Source organism: Pseudomonas sp. RV120224-01b, from assembly GCF_003208145.1.
Lineage (GTDB): Bacteria > Pseudomonadota > Gammaproteobacteria > Pseudomonadales > Pseudomonadaceae > Aquipseudomonas > Aquipseudomonas monteilii.
In genome coordinates, this window is record NZ_QKMQ01000011.1 from 12,301 (window position 1) to 30,192 (window position 17,892).

General features: G+C 63.8%; 19 protein-coding genes. 7 read left to right on the forward strand and 12 right to left on the reverse strand.

Annotated features, from left to right (window positions below; genetic code table 11):
- Positions 1-221: 221 nt before the first annotated feature.
- Positions 222-587 (reverse strand): YbaN family protein, encoded by a 366-nt coding sequence (locus N436_RS17445; RefSeq protein ID WP_110741621.1) that lies wholly within the window; start codon positions 585-587, stop codon positions 222-224.
- Positions 588-594: 7 nt separating this feature from the next.
- Positions 595-1,182, reverse strand: a complete 588-nt coding sequence (locus tag N436_RS17450; RefSeq protein WP_105946034.1) for a YecA family protein — start codon at positions 1,180-1,182, stop codon at positions 595-597.
- A 244-nt stretch (positions 1,183-1,426) separates the two neighbouring features.
- Here N436_RS17450 and recQ point away from each other — a divergent pair, with 244 nt between their 5' ends.
- Positions 1,427-3,574 carry a DNA helicase RecQ gene (gene recQ / locus N436_RS17460; protein ID WP_110741622.1) on the forward strand — a complete coding sequence of 716 codons (2,148 nt, stop codon included), beginning with the start codon at positions 1,427-1,429 and terminating at the stop codon, positions 3,572-3,574.
- Positions 3,575-3,724: 150 nt separating this feature from the next.
- Entirely contained in the window at positions 3,725-4,162 is a 438-nt protein-coding gene (locus tag N436_RS17465; RefSeq protein WP_110741623.1) for a MarR family transcriptional regulator, read from the forward strand.
- A 149-nt stretch (positions 4,163-4,311) separates the two neighbouring features.
- On the opposite strand, the gene N436_RS17470 is transcribed toward N436_RS17465, so the two are convergent.
- A complete protein-coding gene (locus N436_RS17470; protein ID WP_110741624.1) occupies positions 4,312-6,495 on the reverse strand; it encodes a patatin-like phospholipase family protein in 2,184 nt (727 codons plus the stop codon).
- Positions 6,496-6,562: 67 nt separating this feature from the next.
- Between N436_RS17470 and N436_RS17475 the strand changes: the two genes are divergently transcribed.
- The gene (locus N436_RS17475; protein ID WP_003259082.1) at positions 6,563-6,844 is read left to right on the forward strand and encodes a SelT/SelW/SelH family protein; all 282 of its coding nucleotides are present in this window, start codon (positions 6,563-6,565) and stop codon (positions 6,842-6,844) included.
- Here the strand turns inward: N436_RS17475 and N436_RS17480 are convergent, their stop codons facing one another.
- Entirely contained in the window at positions 6,845-7,732 is an 888-nt protein-coding gene (locus tag N436_RS17480) for a DMT family transporter (RefSeq protein WP_110741625.1), read from the reverse strand. It abuts the gene before it with no gap.
- Positions 7,733-7,915: 183 nt separating this feature from the next.
- Positions 7,916-8,683, reverse strand: coding sequence for an AraC family transcriptional regulator (locus N436_RS17490; RefSeq protein ID WP_110741626.1), 768 nt, complete (start codon positions 8,681-8,683; stop codon positions 7,916-7,918).
- Positions 8,684-8,809: 126 nt separating this feature from the next.
- Here N436_RS17490 and N436_RS17495 point away from each other — a divergent pair, with 126 nt between their 5' ends.
- Positions 8,810-9,622: a UDP-2,3-diacylglucosamine diphosphatase gene (locus N436_RS17495; RefSeq protein WP_016711873.1), complete on the forward strand. Its 813-nt coding sequence runs from the start codon at positions 8,810-8,812 to the stop codon at positions 9,620-9,622.
- Positions 9,623-9,646: 24 nt separating this feature from the next.
- Here N436_RS17495 and N436_RS17500 read toward each other — a convergent pair whose 3' ends face one another.
- Positions 9,647-9,958, reverse strand: coding sequence for a DUF962 domain-containing protein (locus N436_RS17500; RefSeq protein WP_016711872.1), 312 nt, complete (start codon positions 9,956-9,958; stop codon positions 9,647-9,649).
- Positions 9,959-10,112: 154 nt separating this feature from the next.
- Between N436_RS17500 and N436_RS17505 the strand changes: the two genes are divergently transcribed.
- A complete protein-coding gene (locus tag N436_RS17505) occupies positions 10,113-11,174 on the forward strand; it encodes an AraC family transcriptional regulator (protein ID WP_105946039.1) in 1,062 nt (353 codons plus the stop codon).
- Here N436_RS17505 and N436_RS17510 read toward each other — a convergent pair.
- Positions 11,131-12,585, reverse strand: a complete 1,455-nt coding sequence (locus N436_RS17510; protein WP_105946040.1) for a TrkH family potassium uptake protein — start codon at positions 12,583-12,585, stop codon at positions 11,131-11,133. The two genes, N436_RS17505 and N436_RS17510, sit on opposite strands and share 44 nt — an antisense overlap.
- Before the next feature lie 102 nt (positions 12,586-12,687).
- Between N436_RS17510 and N436_RS17515 the strand changes: the two genes are divergently transcribed.
- Positions 12,688-13,245 (forward strand): NAD(P)H nitroreductase, encoded by a 558-nt coding sequence (locus N436_RS17515; RefSeq protein WP_110741627.1) that lies wholly within the window; start codon positions 12,688-12,690, stop codon positions 13,243-13,245.
- Between the two features lie 85 nt (positions 13,246-13,330).
- Here N436_RS17515 and N436_RS17520 read toward each other — a convergent pair whose 3' ends face one another.
- The 5 genes from N436_RS17520 to N436_RS17540 form a co-directional block, all read right to left on the reverse strand.
- Positions 13,331-14,671: a HAMP domain-containing sensor histidine kinase gene (locus N436_RS17520; RefSeq protein WP_110741628.1), complete on the reverse strand. Its 1,341-nt coding sequence runs from the start codon at positions 14,669-14,671 to the stop codon at positions 13,331-13,333.
- A gap of 58 nt (positions 14,672-14,729) precedes the next feature.
- A complete protein-coding gene (locus tag N436_RS17525) occupies positions 14,730-15,146 on the reverse strand; it encodes a Spy/CpxP family protein refolding chaperone (RefSeq protein ID WP_019099114.1) in 417 nt (138 codons plus the stop codon).
- A gap of 101 nt (positions 15,147-15,247) precedes the next feature.
- Complete coding sequence (locus N436_RS17530; RefSeq protein ID WP_060497458.1) at positions 15,248-15,925, reverse strand: response regulator transcription factor; 678 nt, start codon at positions 15,923-15,925, stop codon at positions 15,248-15,250.
- A gap of 143 nt (positions 15,926-16,068) precedes the next feature.
- Entirely contained in the window at positions 16,069-16,368 is a 300-nt protein-coding gene (locus tag N436_RS17535) for a YciI family protein (RefSeq protein WP_110741629.1), read from the reverse strand.
- Position 16,369: 1 nt separating this feature from the next.
- Entirely contained in the window at positions 16,370-16,963 is a 594-nt protein-coding gene (locus N436_RS17540) for a septation protein A (RefSeq protein WP_016711865.1), read from the reverse strand.
- A gap of 67 nt (positions 16,964-17,030) precedes the next feature.
- Here N436_RS17540 and N436_RS17545 point away from each other — a divergent pair, with 67 nt between their 5' ends.
- A complete protein-coding gene (locus N436_RS17545; RefSeq protein ID WP_110741630.1) occupies positions 17,031-17,891 on the forward strand; it encodes a PHP domain-containing protein in 861 nt (286 codons plus the stop codon).
- The last annotated feature ends 1 nt before the right edge of the window (position 17,892 follow it).

Below are 17,892 nucleotides of genomic sequence, written 5' to 3' on the forward strand. Positions count from 1 at the left end.
ACACAGCTAAGTACATTCAACGTGATATGTAAGAAGATTTATTCATATCAAATTGATATATAAGATCTTTATTTTCTAACAAGAAAGCCAATAAGTGCTGATGGCGAATGCGCGTATCGCTTCCAAAGCCAGTGTCTGCAAGGCTTTCGTGCGGTTCCAGAATTATTCTAAATAAAGGAAATATCCGTTAGGCGAAAGTGATATTTGGCGACAAAAAAATGTCACTTTGGCTTATGCAGAGTTTTCTGTCTGAGGATATACAGGCTGACCAGCACGGCGCTTGTCAGCATGAATGTGCGCGCCCAGAAGAGGGGAACCAGGTAGCACGATAGACCAATGCTGGCCCACATCAGGCCGATGGCGTAGACCTTGCCCTTGAGGGGAATGCCTTCACCACTGAGGTAGTCGCGAATCCACGGCCCGAGCCTGGGGTGGTTGACCAGCCAGTGGTGAAAGCGCGGCGAGCTGCGGGCAAAGCAGGCTGCCGCCAGTAGCAGGAAGGGGGTGGTGGGCAGTACCGGCAGGAAAATCCCCAACACCCCCAGCGCAACGCTGAGCCAGCCGATGGCCAGCAGCAGGTAGCGCACAGGCAGATTAGTGGTGGCGTGGTTTGAGCAGCGCCGGTTTTTCGTCAGGGGCGTGCAGCAGCAGGAACAGCGCGGTCAGCGCTTCGGGGATCTGTACGATCATGTCGTCCTGCAGGTTGGCGTTGCTGGCGATGTCGGCGAACTCTGGCTGTTCGTCGAACAGGCCCGAGCCGACCATGATCGGCAGCAGCATCTCGCTGACTTCTTCTTCGGCGTTCTCGAACCAGGCTTCTTCACGCAGGAACACGCCTTCCATGAAGCCGATGCACCAGCCACGCAGGTCGGAATCGTCCGGCTCGTCGGTCAGGTCCAGGTCGCATGGCAGTTCGAATTCGTCGTCGCTGGCCAGCTGGCGGGCGATGTGCGCCTTGAGGGCAACCAGCGTCGCCTCGATTTCGGTGCGCTGGGCATCGCTGCTGTAGTGCGGCTCTTCGGCGAACAGGGCGTCGATCCACTCGCGCTCCGGTACATCCTCGGCGTTGATCGACAGGGCGGTGAGGTAGCCGTGTGCGGCGACATAGTCCAGCGCTTCTTCGTGCAGCTCGTCGGCGTCGAGGAAGGCTTGCAGGCGGGTCAGTTGCTCGGCGAAGGACATTACAGGGCTACCTTGGGGAATAAACGATAACGAATTCTAGCACCTTGCAGCGGCAGCGGGGCAAAGGGAACGTCTATCGCAGTGGTGCCCTGCGCAGTGCGGTGCTGCGGTATACTCCGCGGTTTTTCATCCAGGGGCAGGGTTTACCGGTCGCCTGGCAAAAACCGCTTACGCTTTTGGCGTGTGCGGGGCGGGTTTTTCGTCCAGCCTGTTTCCAGGATGGTACGGCGATTTGGAGTTGCACATGCTCGAACAGGCTCAGCGCGTTCTCAAGGACATCTTCGGCTACGACAGTTTCCGAGGGCGCCAGGCAGCAATCATCGAATGCGTGGCCAATGGCGGCGATGCCCTGGTGCTGATGCCCACCGGCGGCGGCAAGTCGTTGTGCTTCCAGGTACCGGGGCTGCTGCGCCCGGGCCTTACGGTGGTGGTTTCGCCGCTGATCGCGCTGATGGATGACCAGGTTGCCACCCTTGACGAGCTGGGCGTGGCGGCGGCTGCGTTGAACTCCACGCTGACGCCTGAGCAGCAGCGTGACCTGGCCGGGCGCCTGCGCCGTGGCGAAGTGAAGATGCTGTACCTGGCGCCGGAGCGCCTGGTGCAGCCACGCATGCTCGATTTCCTGCGCGACCTGGACATTTCGTTGTTCGCCATTGACGAAGCCCACTGCGTCTCGCAATGGGGCCACGACTTCCGCCCCGAATACCTGCAACTGGGCCAGCTGGCCGAGCTGTTCCCGCATGTGCCGCGTATTGCGCTGACCGCCACCGCCGACATGCGAACCCGCGAGGAAATCGTCCAGCGCCTGCACCTGCAAGGCGCCGAGCGCTTCCTGTCGAGCTTCGACCGGCCCAACATTTTCTACCGCATCGTGCCCAAGGAAGCGCCGCGCAAGCAGCTGATGGCCTTTCTGGGCGAGCGCCGTGGCAACGCAGGCATCGTCTACTGCCTGTCGCGCAAGAAGGTCGACGAAACCGCCGCCTTCCTCTGTGACCAAGGCTTCCCGGCATTGCCGTACCACGCTGGCCTGGCTGCCGAGACGCGCGCGGCCAACCAGCACCGCTTCCTCAATGAGGAAGGGCTGATCATGGTCGCCACCATTGCGTTTGGCATGGGCATCGACAAGCCCAACGTGCGCTTCGTTGCCCACCTCGACCTGCCCAAGTCGCTTGAGGCCTATTACCAGGAAACCGGCCGTGCCGGTCGTGACGGCCTGCCCTCCGATGCCTGGATGGCCTACGGCCTGCAGGACATGGTGATGCTCAAGCAGATGCTGCAGAACTCCGAAGGTGACGAGCGCCACAAACGCATCGAGCAGCACAAGCTCGATGCCATGCTGGCGCTGTGCGAGGAAACCCGCTGCCGCCGCCAGTCTCTGTTGGCCTATTTCGACGAAACCCTCGAACAGCCCTGCGGGCATTGCGACAACTGTGTCGACAAGATCCAGACCTGGGACGCCACAGAGCCGGCCCGCCAGGCCCTGTCGGCGGTGTTCCGCACGGGCCAGCGCTATGGCGTCGGCCACCTGGTCGATGTGTTGCTGGGCAAGGACACCGAGAAGGTACGCAATTTCGGCCACGAGAAGCTGTCGGTTTTCGGCGTCGGCAAGGGCCTGGCCGAGGTCGAGTGGCGTTCGCTGTTCCGCCAACTGGTGGCGCGCGGCCTGGTTGATATCGACCTGGAGGGCTATGGCGGCCTTCGCTTGTCCGACAGCTGCCGGCCGCTGCTGCGTGGCGAGGTCACCCTGCAATTGCGCCGCGACCTCAAGCCGCAGACCACGGCCAAGGCGTCGTCGTCCAGCGGCGGCAGCCCGGCCAGCCAGCTGGTGCGTGCCGAAGAGCGCGAGCTGTGGGAAGCGCTGCGTACCTTGCGGCGCAAGCTGGCGGAGGAGCACAGCGTGCCACCCTACGTCATCTTCCCCGACTCGACGTTGCTGGAAATGCTGCGCAGCCAGCCAGTCAGCCTCAGCGACATGGCCCAGGTCAGCGGCGTGGGTGCGCGAAAGCTGGAGCGCTATGGCCAGGCATTCCTCGAAGTGCTGAACAACAGTGGCGGCACCGACGAGGCGCCGAAAGTGGTGCTCGACCTGCACCACGAGTTGGTCAGCCTGGCGCGCGCCGGCATGACGCCGGCGCAGATCGCCGGGCAGCTCAACTGCAGCGAGAAGAACGTGTATAGCCTGCTGGCCGAGGCACTGGGCCGCCAGGAACTGAGCCTGGACCAGGCCCTCGACCTGCCGGAAGACCTGCTGATGGAAGTGCAGGACGCCTTCCTGGATGGCGAAGGCGAGCTGCCAGCGGTGTCGGCCATTGCGCCGTTGTTCGGCGCCCGGGTGCCGGAGGGCGTGCTGTATTGCGTGCGCGCCGCGTTGGCGGCGGAGTTCGAGCTGTAAGCGGCGGCAGGATCGAAGGCAGAAGCGCCATCTGCTGACCTTTGTCATGCTTTTTGACGATTATCGAACACACCAGCGTGCCCGAGCCTTGCCTCGTGGCGCCGGCCATGGTTAGCTGCCTAATAATTAGATCTATTCAATGAGTTGCTTATGCCCCTGACCGACAACCAACACCGCTTTGGCATGCAGCTGGCCCAGATGTCCCGGGGTTGGCGTGCCGAACTGGATCGCCGCCTGGCCGGGCTCAACCTGTCCCAGGCGCGCTGGCTGGTGTTGCTGCACCTGGCCCGTTTCGAAGAAGCCCCGACCCAGCGTGAGCTGGCCCAGAGTGTGGGCGTTGAAGGCCCGACCCTGGCGCGCCTGCTCGACAGCCTTGAGGCACAAGGGTTGGTGCGTCGGCAGGCGGTGCTGGAGGACCGGCGGGCGAAGAAGATTGTGCTGTGCCCGCCGGCCAAGCCGCTGATCGACCAGATCGAGACCATTGCCAATCAACTGCGGATCGAGCTGTTTACCGGGGTGGATGAGGCAGAGTTGCAGGTGTGCATGCGGGTGCATGCCAAGATCCTGGCCAACCTGGAAAAGTCCTGAGGGCCATTGGGGCTTAAAGTTGGCGATGTCCCTGTAGGAGCGGCTTTAGCCGCGAACACCGGCGGAGCCGGTGCCATGCACCGCGTTGCATTCTTCGCGGCTAAAGCCGCTCCTACAGGGATCTAATCGATCCCGAGAGCGATGAGGCCCTAGAAGGTATGCCCAAGGTTCAGGTACACCGCCTGCTCATGCGCACTGTTGGTGCCATAGCTGAAATTCAACGGCCCCAGCGGCGTCTCCAGCCCCAGGAAGATACTCGCCGCATTGATGTACCCACTGTCGAACGCATTGTCGTTGTTCCACGCCCGCCCACGTTCCAGCGACCCGCCAATGTACAGCGGGAAGTCCAGCGGCACGTAGGCCCGTGGCGTCAGCCGGCGGTAGTAGACCATGCGCATCAGGCTCACGTTCTGCCCCGACACCGAGTCCTGGCGGAACCCTGACAGCTGCCGCGCGCCACCGATCACGAAGCTCGACGTCACCACTTCGGCGTCATCCAGCGTGCGCCCGTAGCGCCCGCCCAGCACGAAGGTGTTCGGCCCGCTGCTGATGGCCTTGTCCAGGTTGAACAACCACTGCCGATAATCCTGGTCCGAGTCCAGCGACTTGTCGTACTTGCGCAGGGTCAGCCCTATGTCTTCGCCGCTGTGGGGGAAGTACACGTTGTCGAGGGTGTCGAACGAGTACTTCAGCTCGTAGAAACCTTCGTTGAAGCTGACTTTGGGCAGGTCCTGGTCGCCGATGCGCACCTCGGCCTCGCCCCACGCCTTGCCCACGCCCAGGCGCACTTCGCCATTGGTGCCGATCTGCCGGCCAACGTTGAGGCCAAAGCCGTAGCGCTCCAGGCGGTACTCGGCAATAGGGTCGTTGTCCAGGGTGGCTTCGATGTTCTGCGAGCCGAAGTCCAGGTACGGTGCGATGAAGTAGCGTGAGCCCACGTCCAGCGGTTGGTAGAACTCACTGTACAGCTCTTGCTGGTCACCGATCTGACCACGGGTCAGCCATTCGGCACCCAGGCTGTTGATGCCGTTGACCCGGTAGCTGGCACCCAGGTTGAAGGCGCTGTCGCCACGCAGGTCGTCCGACAGGTTCAGGCCCAGGCGCAGGTAGTCGGTACCGCCGCGTCGGCCGCGGGCATTGATCACCAGCGTGTTGTCGTCGCCCTTGTGCACCACGCGGTACTGCACCCGGTCGAAGTAGTCCAGGCCGTACAGCGTGCCCATGTCGGTCTGCAGGCGGTCCAGTTCCAGCGGGGCATCGATCGGCTGGCGAATGTACGAGCGGATCACATCGTCGCTGACCTTGGAGTCGTTCTCGATCCGGATTGCGGTAATCACCGGTGTACGCTGACGTGGCGAGCGGGCCACCGCCAGGCTGCTGTCTTCGGGCTGGCGCAGGCTGGCAAGGCGCGGGTCGAGCAGGCGGGTGGCGCGGTAGCCAGCGTCGATCATGTCCCGGGCGCGGCCGAAGTCGGTTACACCAAACGCGGTCAGCGAAGGCTGGATGAGGATATCGTCGCGGTGCAGGCTGGCCAGTTGCTCTTCCGAGTTGCGCCGGGTCATCAGGGTGATCGACTGGTTGAGCACGTCGACCACCGTGGCCAGTTGCTTGCGGTCACGCAGCGGGGTGCCGATGTCGACCACGATGGCCAGGTCCACGCCCATTTCCCGGGCCACGTCCAGCGGGATGTTGTCGACCATGCCGCCGTCCACCAGCAGGCGACCCTCCAGTTCGACCGGGGCGAACACGGCGGGGATCGACATGCTGGCACGGATTACCTGGGGCAGGTGACCGCGACGGAACACCACTTTTTCGCCGCTGGCAATGTCGGTGGCCACGGCGCGAAAGGGGATGGGCAGCTTGTCGAAGTCGCGTGTGTCGGCGGTATGCGCCAGCTTGCTTTCCAGCAGCAGCGCGAGGTTCTGGCCCTGGATGACCCCCAGCGGCAGGCCCAGGCTGCCGTCGTCGCGAAAGCTGAGCTTCTGTTTGACGAGGAAGTCGCGGTCATCCTGCTTGCGCCGGAACGGCACGTCCTTGCGCGGTGGGGCATCGGACAGCGCCTGTTGCCAGTCCAGTGTGGTGGCGAGCTTTTCCAGCTCTTCGACGCTGTACCCGGAGGCGTACAACCCGCCGACCACAGCCCCCATGCTGGTGCCGGCGATGGCGTCAATGCGCACGCCTTGTTCTTCCAGGGCCTTGAGCACGCCGATATGGGCCAGGCCACGGGCCGCGCCACCCGACAACACCAGCCCGACCTTGGGCCTGGCCGGTTCGGCGGCAATTGCCGTGAGGCTGGTGAGGGTGAGCAGAAAGCAGAACAGCAAACGGCGCATCGTGAGTCTCAAACCGTGGGCTAAAGACCGCTAGTATAAGCGGCCCCTTACCTGGAGATGCGCCACCATGGCCGACAGCAAGCCGGAAATCGTCATCACATATTGCACCCAGTGCCAATGGCTGCTGCGTGCCGCCTGGCTGGCCCAGGAACTGCTCAGCACCTTCGCCGACGACCTTGGCCGGGTGGCGCTGGAGCCGGGCACCGGCGGTATCTTCCGCATCACCTGCAATGGCGTGCAGATCTGGGAGCGCAAGGCCGACGGCGGGTTCCCCGAGGCCAAGGTGCTGAAGCAGCGGGTGCGCGACCAGATCGACCCTCAGCGTGACCTTGGCCATAACGACCGCTGATCACGCACCTTCGGGCAGTGGCTGCTTGGGCGGCTGCTCGGCGGCCAGGCGGCTGGACAGCACGATGGCGAAGATGATCAGCGCGCCGCCCAGCAGCATGCGCAGCGTGGGGGTTTCGGCGAACACGACCCAGGCCACTGCAATGCCGTAGACCGGCTCCATGCCGAATACCACCGCGGCGGTGCGCGCCTTGATCACCGCCAGGCTGGCGACGAACAGGCTGTGCGCCACGCCGGTGCAGAAGATACCGAGCAGGGCGATCCACAGCCAGTCCATGGGTGCCACGTCTGCCAGGCCCGGTGCTGCGAAGGGCAGCAGGCACAGGCCCACCACCAGGTTTTGCCACAGCGCAGCCTGAACCGCAGGCAAGCGCCCGGAGCCTGCGCGGTTGGTGAGTGACAGCAGCGAGAACAGCAACCCGGAAAGCAGTGCCCAGAGCAGGCCGCCCGTGGCTTCGCTGGCCAGATCGAAGGCCGGTGTGACCAAGACCAGGCCAATGCTGACCAGCAGTACCAGCACGGCCTCGTTGCGGCGGATGCGTTCGCGGAACAGCAGGCCTTCGAGGATGACGGTAAGGGCCGGGAAACTGGCGAAGCCGAGGGTGGCGATGGCCACGCCGCCGACTTTGACGGCGATGAAGAAGCTGACCCAATGGCCGGCCAGCAGCACACCACCGAGCAGCAGGCGGCGGATGTCCTGACTGCTCAGGCGTTGCCAGCCCGGGCCGGCGAGGCTGGCGAACAGGGCCAGGGCAAGCACGGCGAAGGCGGCGCGGCCGAACACGATGATTGCCGGGCTGGCGCTGGCAGCCAGTTTGCCGAAGACGCCGGTCAGGCCGAAGAACAGCGCGCCAATGTGCAGGGCGCCGAGGGCGGTGCGGTGGTTCATGGTGGTCCTTGCTCAAGATCTCTAATGGCTGTGCCGGCCTCTTCGCGGGCTCGCCCGCTCCCACAGGTATTGCACAAGTCCCGAAAGCAGTGAAGTGCCTGTGGGAGCGGGCGTGCCCGCGAAAGGGCCGGTACAGGCAAAGTGTATAGGTTCAGGCAAACCCGTTCTGTCGCAAGACTGCTGTCAGTTATCGCCAGGCTCTCGCCGCAACGCCAAAGGCGTACACCCGAACGCCCGCAACATCGCCGCCGAAAACGCACTCTGCGAGCTGTACCCCACCTGCGCGGCAATCTCCCCCATCGGCAACAAGGTGTGTGTCACCAGCCGCCGCGCCTTAAGCAAGCGTCGCTGGCGAATGTAGTCCATCGGCGTCATGCCACACTCCGCCATGAATCGCGCATGCAGCCGGGTACCGGAAAGCCCGGCCAGCCGCGCCAGGTCGGCCACCTGCAGCGGGTAGGCGGCATGCTGCTCGATATGCGCATCGAAGGCCGCATAGGGCAGGCGCCGGCTGGCGGTAACGCTGGCTGCTGCGCTGGGGTTGAGGCTGGCCAGCAGCAGCGCCGCGCCTTGCCGGGCAATCAGCGGGTCGTCCATCGGGCTGGCCGCCAACCAGTCCACCAACTGCTGCTGGCGGTCGTCCAGGCCCAGCGCGGCAGGGCAGTCGAGCAGCCGGCGGCTGGCATCGGCATGCTCGCCCAACTGCTCGTGCAACCACTGCTCGCCGGGCACATCGAGCACCAGGCAGTGGCTGCCGCCGTCGCTGGCACAGGTGTGGTGCGCGCCGGCCGGCACCACGACCAGCCCCTGCCGATCGATGCCGGCGCCTTGCCCTTGCACCTCGAACTCCAGGCGGCCGCGCAGGCCGAACACCAGTTGTGGGTGTTCGTGGCTGTGGGCGATCAGGCTGTCGCGGTAATGGCGCAGCGAGAGGATCGGGCCGGCGGTCATGGGAGGTCCTCGCAGGGCAGAAGCCCATTGTGCCTCATTCGCTGCACACCATCACTCGTCACCGTTTTGCCACGGCGCTGTCACGCGCGCCTGCCAGTCTCCAGCAAACTGCGCCGGAGCCTGCCCATGACCCATGCCGAACTGTCCCGTCCCTCGCGCAAGCAACGTGTGCGCACCCTGTGGATCTCCGATGTGCACCTGGGCACTCGCGACTGCCAGGCCGAGCACCTGTCGCAGTTCCTCAAGGGCTACCAGGCCGACCGCGTGTACCTGGTCGGCGACATCATCGATGGCTGGAAGCTGCGCGGCGGTATCTACTGGCCACAAGCCCACACCAACGTGATCCGCCGGCTGCTGACCATGAGCAAGCGCGGTACCGAGGTGATCTATGTCACCGGCAATCATGATGAATTCCTGCGCCGTTACTCCAAGCTGATACTGGGCAACATCCAACTGGTGGACGAGGCAGAGCACCTGACCGCTGATGGTCGCCGGCTGCTGGTGATTCATGGCGACCAGTTCGACGTGATTACCCGTTACCACCGCTGGTTGGCGTTCCTCGGTGACCGCGCCTACGAGTTCACCTTGGTGCTTAACCGCTGGCTCAATCACTGGCGTGCGCGGTACGGCTATGGCTACTGGTCACTGTCGGCGTACCTCAAGCACAAGGTGAAAGGCGCGGTGAACTTCATCAGCGACTTCGAGGATGCCATTGCCCACGAGTGCACCCGACGTGGTTTTCACGGTGTGGTGTGTGGGCACATTCATCACGCTGAAATCCGCAAGGTAGGCGAGGTGGAGTACCTCAATTGCGGCGATTGGGTGGAGTCGTGCACGGCGCTGATCGAGCATTGGGATGGCAGCATCGAGCTGTACCGCCTTGCGGATGCCCAGGCACGGGAAGCGCAGGTAGCCGCGGCGATGCGAGAACCGGCATAGAGGGCTGCTGTGCAGCCCTGATGCTTACAGGCTGATCTTGCCCAGCAGGATATCCCTGAACATCACGAAATCCCCTATCAGGCTGTAAAGCGGATAGGTAAAGGTTGCCGGCCGGTTTTTCTCAAAAAAGAAATGCCCGACCCAGGCAAAGCCGTAGCCGAACAGTGGCACGGCCAGCAACAGCAACCACTTGCCACTGCCGATGGTATAGGCCAGCAAGGCAATCACCAGGCTGGTGCCGACAAAGTGCAGGCGGCGGCAGGTGGGGTTGCTGTGTTCCCCCAGGTAGTACGGATAGAACTCGGCAAAACTGCGAAACTGCGCTGTGCGGTTCATGGCAGTGCTCCGGGATTAATACTTCTGGACAAGATGCACGGCGTGGAGCCTGATTCGAGTCTAGAGTGATTGGCGGGGCCTACCAGTGACAATAGGCGCCAATTGAGTATCCTTGGGGTTCACCGCAGGAGCGGTCGGTAGAAAGAAGCCTGTCATGAGCGAAAGAACCACGTCAGCCAGTTGGGCATCAGGGATTGTGAAGGCACTCGAACTGGAAGGGCTGGACTGCCAGGCCATGTTCAAGCAGCTGGGGCTGGACTTCGCGGCCCTCGACGACCCTGACGCCCGCTTCCCGCAAGACTCCATGACCCGGCTCTGGCAGCTGGCGGTGGAGCTGTCGGGTAATGAGGCCATTGGCTTGAACATGGCGCGGGTGGTACGCCCGGCGTCGTTCCATGTGGTGGGCTATGCGTTGATGTCCAGCCGCACGCTGGCCGAAGGCTTCGAGCGCCTGGTACGTTACCAGCGCATCATCGCCGAAAGCTCGGACCTGAGCTTCGTGCTTGGCCCTGAAGGTTATTCCCTGATCCTGACCGTACACGGCGACCACCTGCCGCCCACGCGGCACAGCGCCGAGGCCTCGCTGGCTTGCGCGCTGGCACTGAGCAAATGGCTCAGCGGTCGCCCGGTGCAGCCGAGGCGGGTGCTGGTGCAGGGGCCTCAGCCGAAGAATATCGAACCGTACAAGGTGGCGTTTCATTCGCCGCTGGTGTTCGGTGCGCCGCACGATGCGCTGGTGTTCGAGCGGGCCGACATGGAGGCGCCGCTGCCCACTGCCAACGAAGCCATGGCAGTGTTGCATGACCGTTTTGCCGGGGAGTATCTGGCCCGTTTTTCCGAAAGCCGGGTTACCCACCGCGTGCGCCAGGTGCTGTGCCGCATCCTGCCGCAGGGCGAGCCCAAGCGCGAGACCCTGGCGCAGGCCCTGCACCTGTCGCAGCGTACCTTGCAGCGGCGGCTGCAGGAGGAGGGCACCAGCTTCCAGGCCTTGCTTGACGACACCCGCCGCGAACTGGCCGAGCAGTACCTGGCCCAGCCGGGCATGACCCTGCTGGAGGCCGCGTACCTGCTGGGCTTTGCCGACCCCAGCAACTTCTACCGGGCATTCCGCCGCTGGTTCGATGCCACGCCGAGTGAGTACCGTGCCCGTATGGGCGCGGAGGCCGAAGCGGTCAGTGACGCCAGAACGCCGGCATACACAGCACCAGCACCGTAATGATTTCCAGTCGGCCGAGCAGCATGCCGGCCGCCAGAATCCACTTGGCCGCGTCTGGCAGCGTGGCGTAGTTGCCCGACGGGCCGATCACTTCGCCCAGCCCCGGGCCCACGCCCGAAACCGTACCGGCGGCACCGGTCAACGCGGTCATCCAGTCCACGCCCAGCAACGACAGCAGCAGGGCCATGACGCAGATGGTGATGGCGAAGAAGAACGAAAACGTCAGGATCGAACGCACGATGTCTTCATCGAGGCGGTGGCCGTTGTATTTCTGCTTGATCACCGCGCGCGGGTGGATCAGCTGGTTAAGGCTGGCCTTGAGCAGGATGTAGGCCACCTGGAAACGGAAAATCTTGATACCGCCCGCCGTCGAGCCGGAGCAGCCGCCCACGAAACCCAGGTAAAAGAACAGCATCAGCGAGAAGTTGCCCCACAGGCTGTAGTCGCCCAGGGCGAAGCCGGTGGTGGTGACCACCGAGGTCACGTTGAGTGCCACGTGGCGCAGGGCGTCGAGCCAGTGCAGGTTAGTGCTGTACCAGTACCAGGTGCCCAGCACTATCCAGGTAACAACCAGCATGCCCAGCAAGCCCTGCACCTGCTGGTCGCGGATCAGCGCCTTGCGGTTGCCGCGCAGGGTGGCCACATACAGGGTGAACGGCAGGCTGCCCATGATCATCACCACCACCGCCACCCAATGCACGGCCGGGATGTCCCATTTTGCCAGCGACTGGTCAGAGGTGGAGAAACCGCCGGTAGAGATCGCCGACATGGCGTGGTTGATCGCATCGAACGGGCTCATGCCTGCCCACCAGAAGGCCAGCGAGCCAAGGATCGAGAAACCGACGTACACCCCCACGATCGACTTGGCGACCATGTGCGAGCGCGGCATGACCTTTTCCGAGCGGTCGGACGATTCGGTCTGGAACAGGCGCATGCCACCGATGCGCAGCAGCGGCAGGATCGCCACCGCCATGGCGATGAAGCCGATACCGCCGAGCCAGTGCAGCATCGAGCGCCACATGAGAATGCCCGGCGACATGCTGTCGAGCCCGCTGAGCACGGTGGCGCCGGTGGCGGTGATGCCCGACATGCTTTCGAAGAAGGCGTCGGTATAGCTGATGTGCTGGGTCAGCAGGAACGGCAGGGCGGCGAACACGCACACCACCAGCCAGCTGCTGACCGTCAGCAGGTACATGTCGCGAGGGCGCAGGTGCACATGCTCGGGGCGCCCCTGCACCACCAGGGCCAGCCCGGCGATGAAGGTGATCAGGCTCGACCAGAGGAACGACGGCATGTCACCGGTGCGTTCGAAAACTACCAGGGTCGCCATGGGCACGGCCATGCTGACGGCGAGGGTAATCAGGAAGATGCCGATGATGAAACCAATGATCCTTAAGGTCGGCAACGCCATGTGATCTGCTCTGACTCGATTCGGAAGGGCGCCATTCTACCTATGGGTCTGGTGATGTAAACGCTAGAATGGCCGCACATTCAACTGCCAGGAGGGTAGCCGATGGAGGCTCTCGACGCATTGCTCAACCGTGTTTCCGTGCCACGCCTGACCGACCCGGCGCCTAACGCTGCCCAGCGCGAGGCGCTGTTCCAGGCCGCCTTGCGCGCCCCGGACCACGGCCAGCTGCGCCCATGGCGCTTTCTGACCATCGAAGGCCAGGGCCGTGAGAAACTGGGCGAGCTGTTTGCCGAAGCCGTGCAGAGCAAGGGCGATGCCAGCCAGGCCGCGCTGGACAAGGCCCGCGCCATGCCGTTGCGGGCACCGTTGCTGATTGTGGTGGTGGCCAAGCTGCAGGATCACTTCAAGGTGCCGAAGTCTGAACAGCGCCTGGCGGCGGGCTGTGCGGCGCATGGCATTCTGATTGCCGCGCATGCGCAGGGTATCGGCGCGGTGTGGCGTACCGGGGACATGGCGTTTGATGCCCATGTGCACAAGGGGTTGGGGTTGGCCGAGAACGAGGAGTTGATCGGGTACCTGTATGTCGGCACGCCGCTGACCGAGCCGCGTACGGCGCCCATCCTGGAAACTGCCGAGTTCGTCAGCGCCTGGGGCGAATAAACCGTTTTCAGGCTGATTGATCTATCAAGGCATCTGGCCTCTTCGCGGGTTTACCCGCGAAAGGGCCGGTGACCTTTACATCCCTTCAACTGCCAGCAGCCTCAGCCACAGGCAACTCCAGCCGAGCCACAAACCCACCCTGTGGATGATTGTCCAAAATCAGGCTGCCGCCATGGCGCTCCGCCGCCTTGCGCGCAATCGCCAGTCCCAGCCCATGCCCCGGCGCCTCCTGCCCCGGTGCACGGAAGAACGGTTCCCCCAGTTGCACCAGATGTTCTGCTGCCGCCCCCGGTCCATGGTCACGCACGCTTATCACTATGCGGTCCTGTTCACGCAATGCACTCACTTCTACCGGCTGCCCGACCGGATTGAAGCGCAAGGCGTTGCGCAGCAGGTTGTCCACGGCCCGCTCGATCAGCGTCGGCCAACCTTGCAAAGTCAAGCCCGGTTGCGCCTCCAGGCGCACATCCTGGTCGGGCGCGCTGAGTAGGGCATCCTTGCGCACGCTGCCCAGCAGGGCGTTGAGGTCGACCGGTTCGGCATGAGCCTGCTCGGCATCCACCCGGGCCAGGGCCAGAATTTCGCTGATCAGGTCTTCCAGGCGGTCGCACTCGCGGGTCAGGCGTGGCCACAGGGTTTCCCGCTGCTCGGGCCCGGCGCGCTCGGCCAGCGCCAGGGCAATTCGCAGCCGGGCCAATGGGGAGCGCAACTCGTGGGACACATCGCGCAGCAACTGGCGCTGGCTGCCGATGGTGCTTTGCAGGCGCGCGCCCATCTTGTTGAAGTCCTTGGCCAGCACACCGAACTCGTCGCGCCGCGCTGCCAGCCGCGCCAGGCTGTTCTGCTGGTAGGTGGTCTGCCCCAGGTCATGCACCGCGCTGCGCAGGCGGCTGAGCGGGCGGGTAATGGACAGGGTCACCAGCAGGCTGAACAACGTCAGCACAACCAGGGCAATGCCCAGTGCACTGAGCGGCCACATCAGGCTTTCGCGGTGCCAGGCATCCAGTGCCGGGTGGGGAATGCGGTAGATCAGCAGGTAGGTTTCGCCGGTGTCGGGGCTGGTGTACTCCTCGGTCAGCCTGCGCCACGGCAGGCGCCGCTGGTCATTGTGCTGGCGCGCTTCGAAGGCCGCAGCACGGCGCGGAAAGGTACCGGGCACCACGGCTTCGCCACTGTCGTCGAGCACTTGCACGTCGATCTTGTAGCGGTCTTTGCGCCGTTCCAGGAAGTGCTGTGCCGAATCCAGGCCTTCCTGCTCGTAATGCCTGGCCCACTTGCTGGCCAAGGTATTCAGGCCCGGGTGACGGCTGAGGATCCAGGCGTCCTGGTTGAGCATGTGGCCCAACAGGATCGACAGGCCTGCGACCAGGGTAATGGCCAGCCAGAAACTGGCCAGGATGCGCCAGAACAGTGAACGCAAGTGCACCTCCTAAACGGGAAAAGCCCGGCCCGCAGTGATGCGGGCCGGGCATTGGGCAAACAGCTTACTGAGCCTTGGTGCCTTTTTCAGCTTTCCAGGCCTGGAACTCCTGCCACTCGGCTTTCTTGGCGGCGCGTTCCTTTTGCAGTTCGTCGAACTTCTTCTGCTGCTCAGGCTTGAGCAGGTTGCGCACGGCGCTGTCGGTCTTGTCGCGGCTGGCTTTCAGCTCGTCCTTCATGGCTTTCTGGTCGGCGGCCGGCAGCTTGGACAGGTAGCGCTCGGTGATGTCGCGGCGCTGTTGCATCTGCTCGCCCATCAGCTTGCCGATCTGTTGGCGTTGGTCGCGGCTCAGGTCCAGCTGATGGAAAGGCGCATCACCGCGATGATGCGGGCCGTCGTGACGCGGGCCGCCGTCAGGCATGGCCATGGCCACGGTCGGCAGGGCGGCGGCGAACATCAGGGCGATAAGGGTCTTGCGCATGGTGTCTCTCCTTTCATAGGCCGGTGGTTACCGGATGAGCACAGTCTAGGGAGATCACCGTCAAGCGCAGTCAGGGGATGGTAAAGGCTCGGTAAAGATGCTCAGAGGCAGTAGTAATAGCCACGGCTACGCAACGCCACGATGCGTGGCCGGCCGTCGGCGTGGGGGCCAATCTTCTTGCGCAGGTTGCTGACATGCATGTCCAGGCTGCGGTCGTACAGGGTCAGCTTGCGGCCCAGGCCGATTTGCGCCAGTTCCTGCTTGTCCAGCGGCTCGCCGGGCTGGCGCAGCAGCGCTTCGAGAATGCGGCTTTCGGACAGGGTCAGGGTCATTTCGCGGCCATCGATACTGGCCACGCCACGGGCAGGGCTGTACACCAGGTCGCCCAGCTCCACCTGGCTGGTGGTGGCGGTGGGGTGGCTGCGGCGCAGTACGGCGCGCAGGCGGGCGGTGAGTTCACGTGGGTCGCAGGGTTTGGCCAGGTAGTCGTCGGCACCCAGTTCGAGGCCAAGGATGCGGTCCAGCGGCTCGCCACGGGCGGAGAGCATCAATACCGGCAGTTCGGTATGTTCGCTGCGCAACTGCTTGAGCAGTTCCAGGCCGCTGCCATCGGGCAGCATCACGTCCAGCACGACAGCAGCCGGGGCGTGTTCGGCCAAGGCCTGGCGTGCGCTCTGGCCATCGTGGCAGGCACGTACGGTGAACCCTTCCTGGGTCAGCCAGCTGCCGAGCAGCTCGCACAGCTCCTGGTCATCATCAATCAGTAACAGCTCGCTCATGACTCACTCAATTCAACCAATGACGGCGGCTATTCGGTCCGCCAGTGGCAAAGATACCGCAGACTGATGGCAACTGTGTAACTGCCTCTACCGTGTCGCGTTCTTTGCGGACAAGCCCGCGAGGAACGCGACGCGGTCTCAGATCACGGCAGTACTTGCTTGAATGGCTTGACCACGACTTTGTCGTAAACGCCCGCAGCAATGTACGGATCGGCATCGGCCCAAGCCTGCGCCGCAGCCAGGGTTTCGAACTCGGCAACGATCAGGCTACCGCTGAAACCCGCTTCGCCCGGGTCGTTGCTGTCGATGGCCGGGTGCGGGCCGGCCAGTACCACGCGGCCTTCGGCCTTGAGCTGCTGCAGGCGTTCGATATGCGCCGGGCGGGCGGCCAGGCGCTTTTCCAGGGAGTTTGCGACGTCGCTGGCGATGATGGCGTAGAGCATGTCAATCCTTGGGTTTGGAGGTAGAAGGGTCGTCGTGCAGGTGGCGCGACAGGTACACGCCTTGCGCCACCAGGAAGATCACGGTCATGCCCAGGCTGCCGAACACCTTGAAGTCCACCCAGAAGTCCTGGAAGGTGAAGGCGACGAACAGGTTGGCCGCGCCGCAGAACAGGAAGAAGGCAATCCAGGCCACGTTCAGGCGCGCCCAGATGGCATCGGGCAGGGTCAGCGCGTGGCCCATGATGCGCTTGATCAGCACCCGGTCGCCGATGAAGTGGCTGCCGGCAAAGCCCAGGGCGAACAGCCAGTTCACCACCGGCGCCTTCCACTTCAGGAAGGTTTCGCTGTGGAACGTCAGGGTCAGGCCGCCGAACACCAGGCAGGCCACCAGGGTCAGCCACTGGCCCTTTTCAAGCTTGCGCTGGCGCAGGAACAGCGCGCCATACACCACCAGCGAGCTGATGATCAGCATGGCCGTGGCGCTGTAGATGCCGCCGAATTCGAAGCTGTGGCCGGCGACTTCCAGGGGGCGCGGGTCCAGCTTGTAGACGATGAAGAACAGCAGCAGCGGGATGAAATCGATGAATTGTTTCACAATGGCAGCCAGAATCGGGATGTGACGGCATAATAACAAACATCGATTCCAGCGAAAGCGCTCCTCCATGAATGTTGATCTGCACTGTCACAGCACGGCCTCCGACGGCGCCCTGTCGCCCTCGGTACTGGTTGCCCGGGCCCATGAGCACGGGGTGCAAACGCTGGCACTGACCGACCATGACACCATCGAAGGCCTGCCCGAAGCACGCCAGGCCTGCATCGAGCGGGGCATGCGCTGGGTTAGCGGCGTCGAGCTGTCGTGCACCTGGGGTGGTGCGACCATCCATGTGCTGGGTTATGACTTCCCGCTCGACGCACCGCCTTTGCTGGCGGCAATCGAAGCGCTGCACCGTGGCCGCTGGCTGCGCGCCGAAGAAATCGACAAACGGCTGGCTGCCAAGGGCATGCCTGGCACCCTCGAAGGCGCCCGTGCCGTGCAGCACGAGCTGGGCGACAGCGGCAACGCCCCGGCGCGCCCGCATTTTGCCGAGTACCTGGTGCGCGCCGGGCACGTCAAGGACCGTGGCGAAGCGTTTCGCAAGTGGCTGGGCGCCGGCAAGCTGGGCGACGTCAAGCAGCACTGGCCGACCCTTGACGAAACTGTCGCCACCCTGCGCGAGTCCAAAGCGTGGGTGAGCCTGGCGCACCCCATGCATTACGATCTGACCCGCAGCAAGCGCAGACGGCTGATTGCCGACTATATTCAGGCAGGCGGGCAGGCACTTGAGGTGGTCAACGGAATGATGCCGGCCGAGCAGGTGGGCACCATGTCCATCCTTACCCGTGAGTTCGGCCTGCTGGCAAGCGCTGGCAGTGACTTCCACGGCCCCGGCACCTGGGGCGAGATCGGTGCCTATCGGCCTTTGCCCGAGGACTTGCCACCTCTGTGGCGTCGATTCAGCCATGAACAGCCTTTGGCGCTATGAA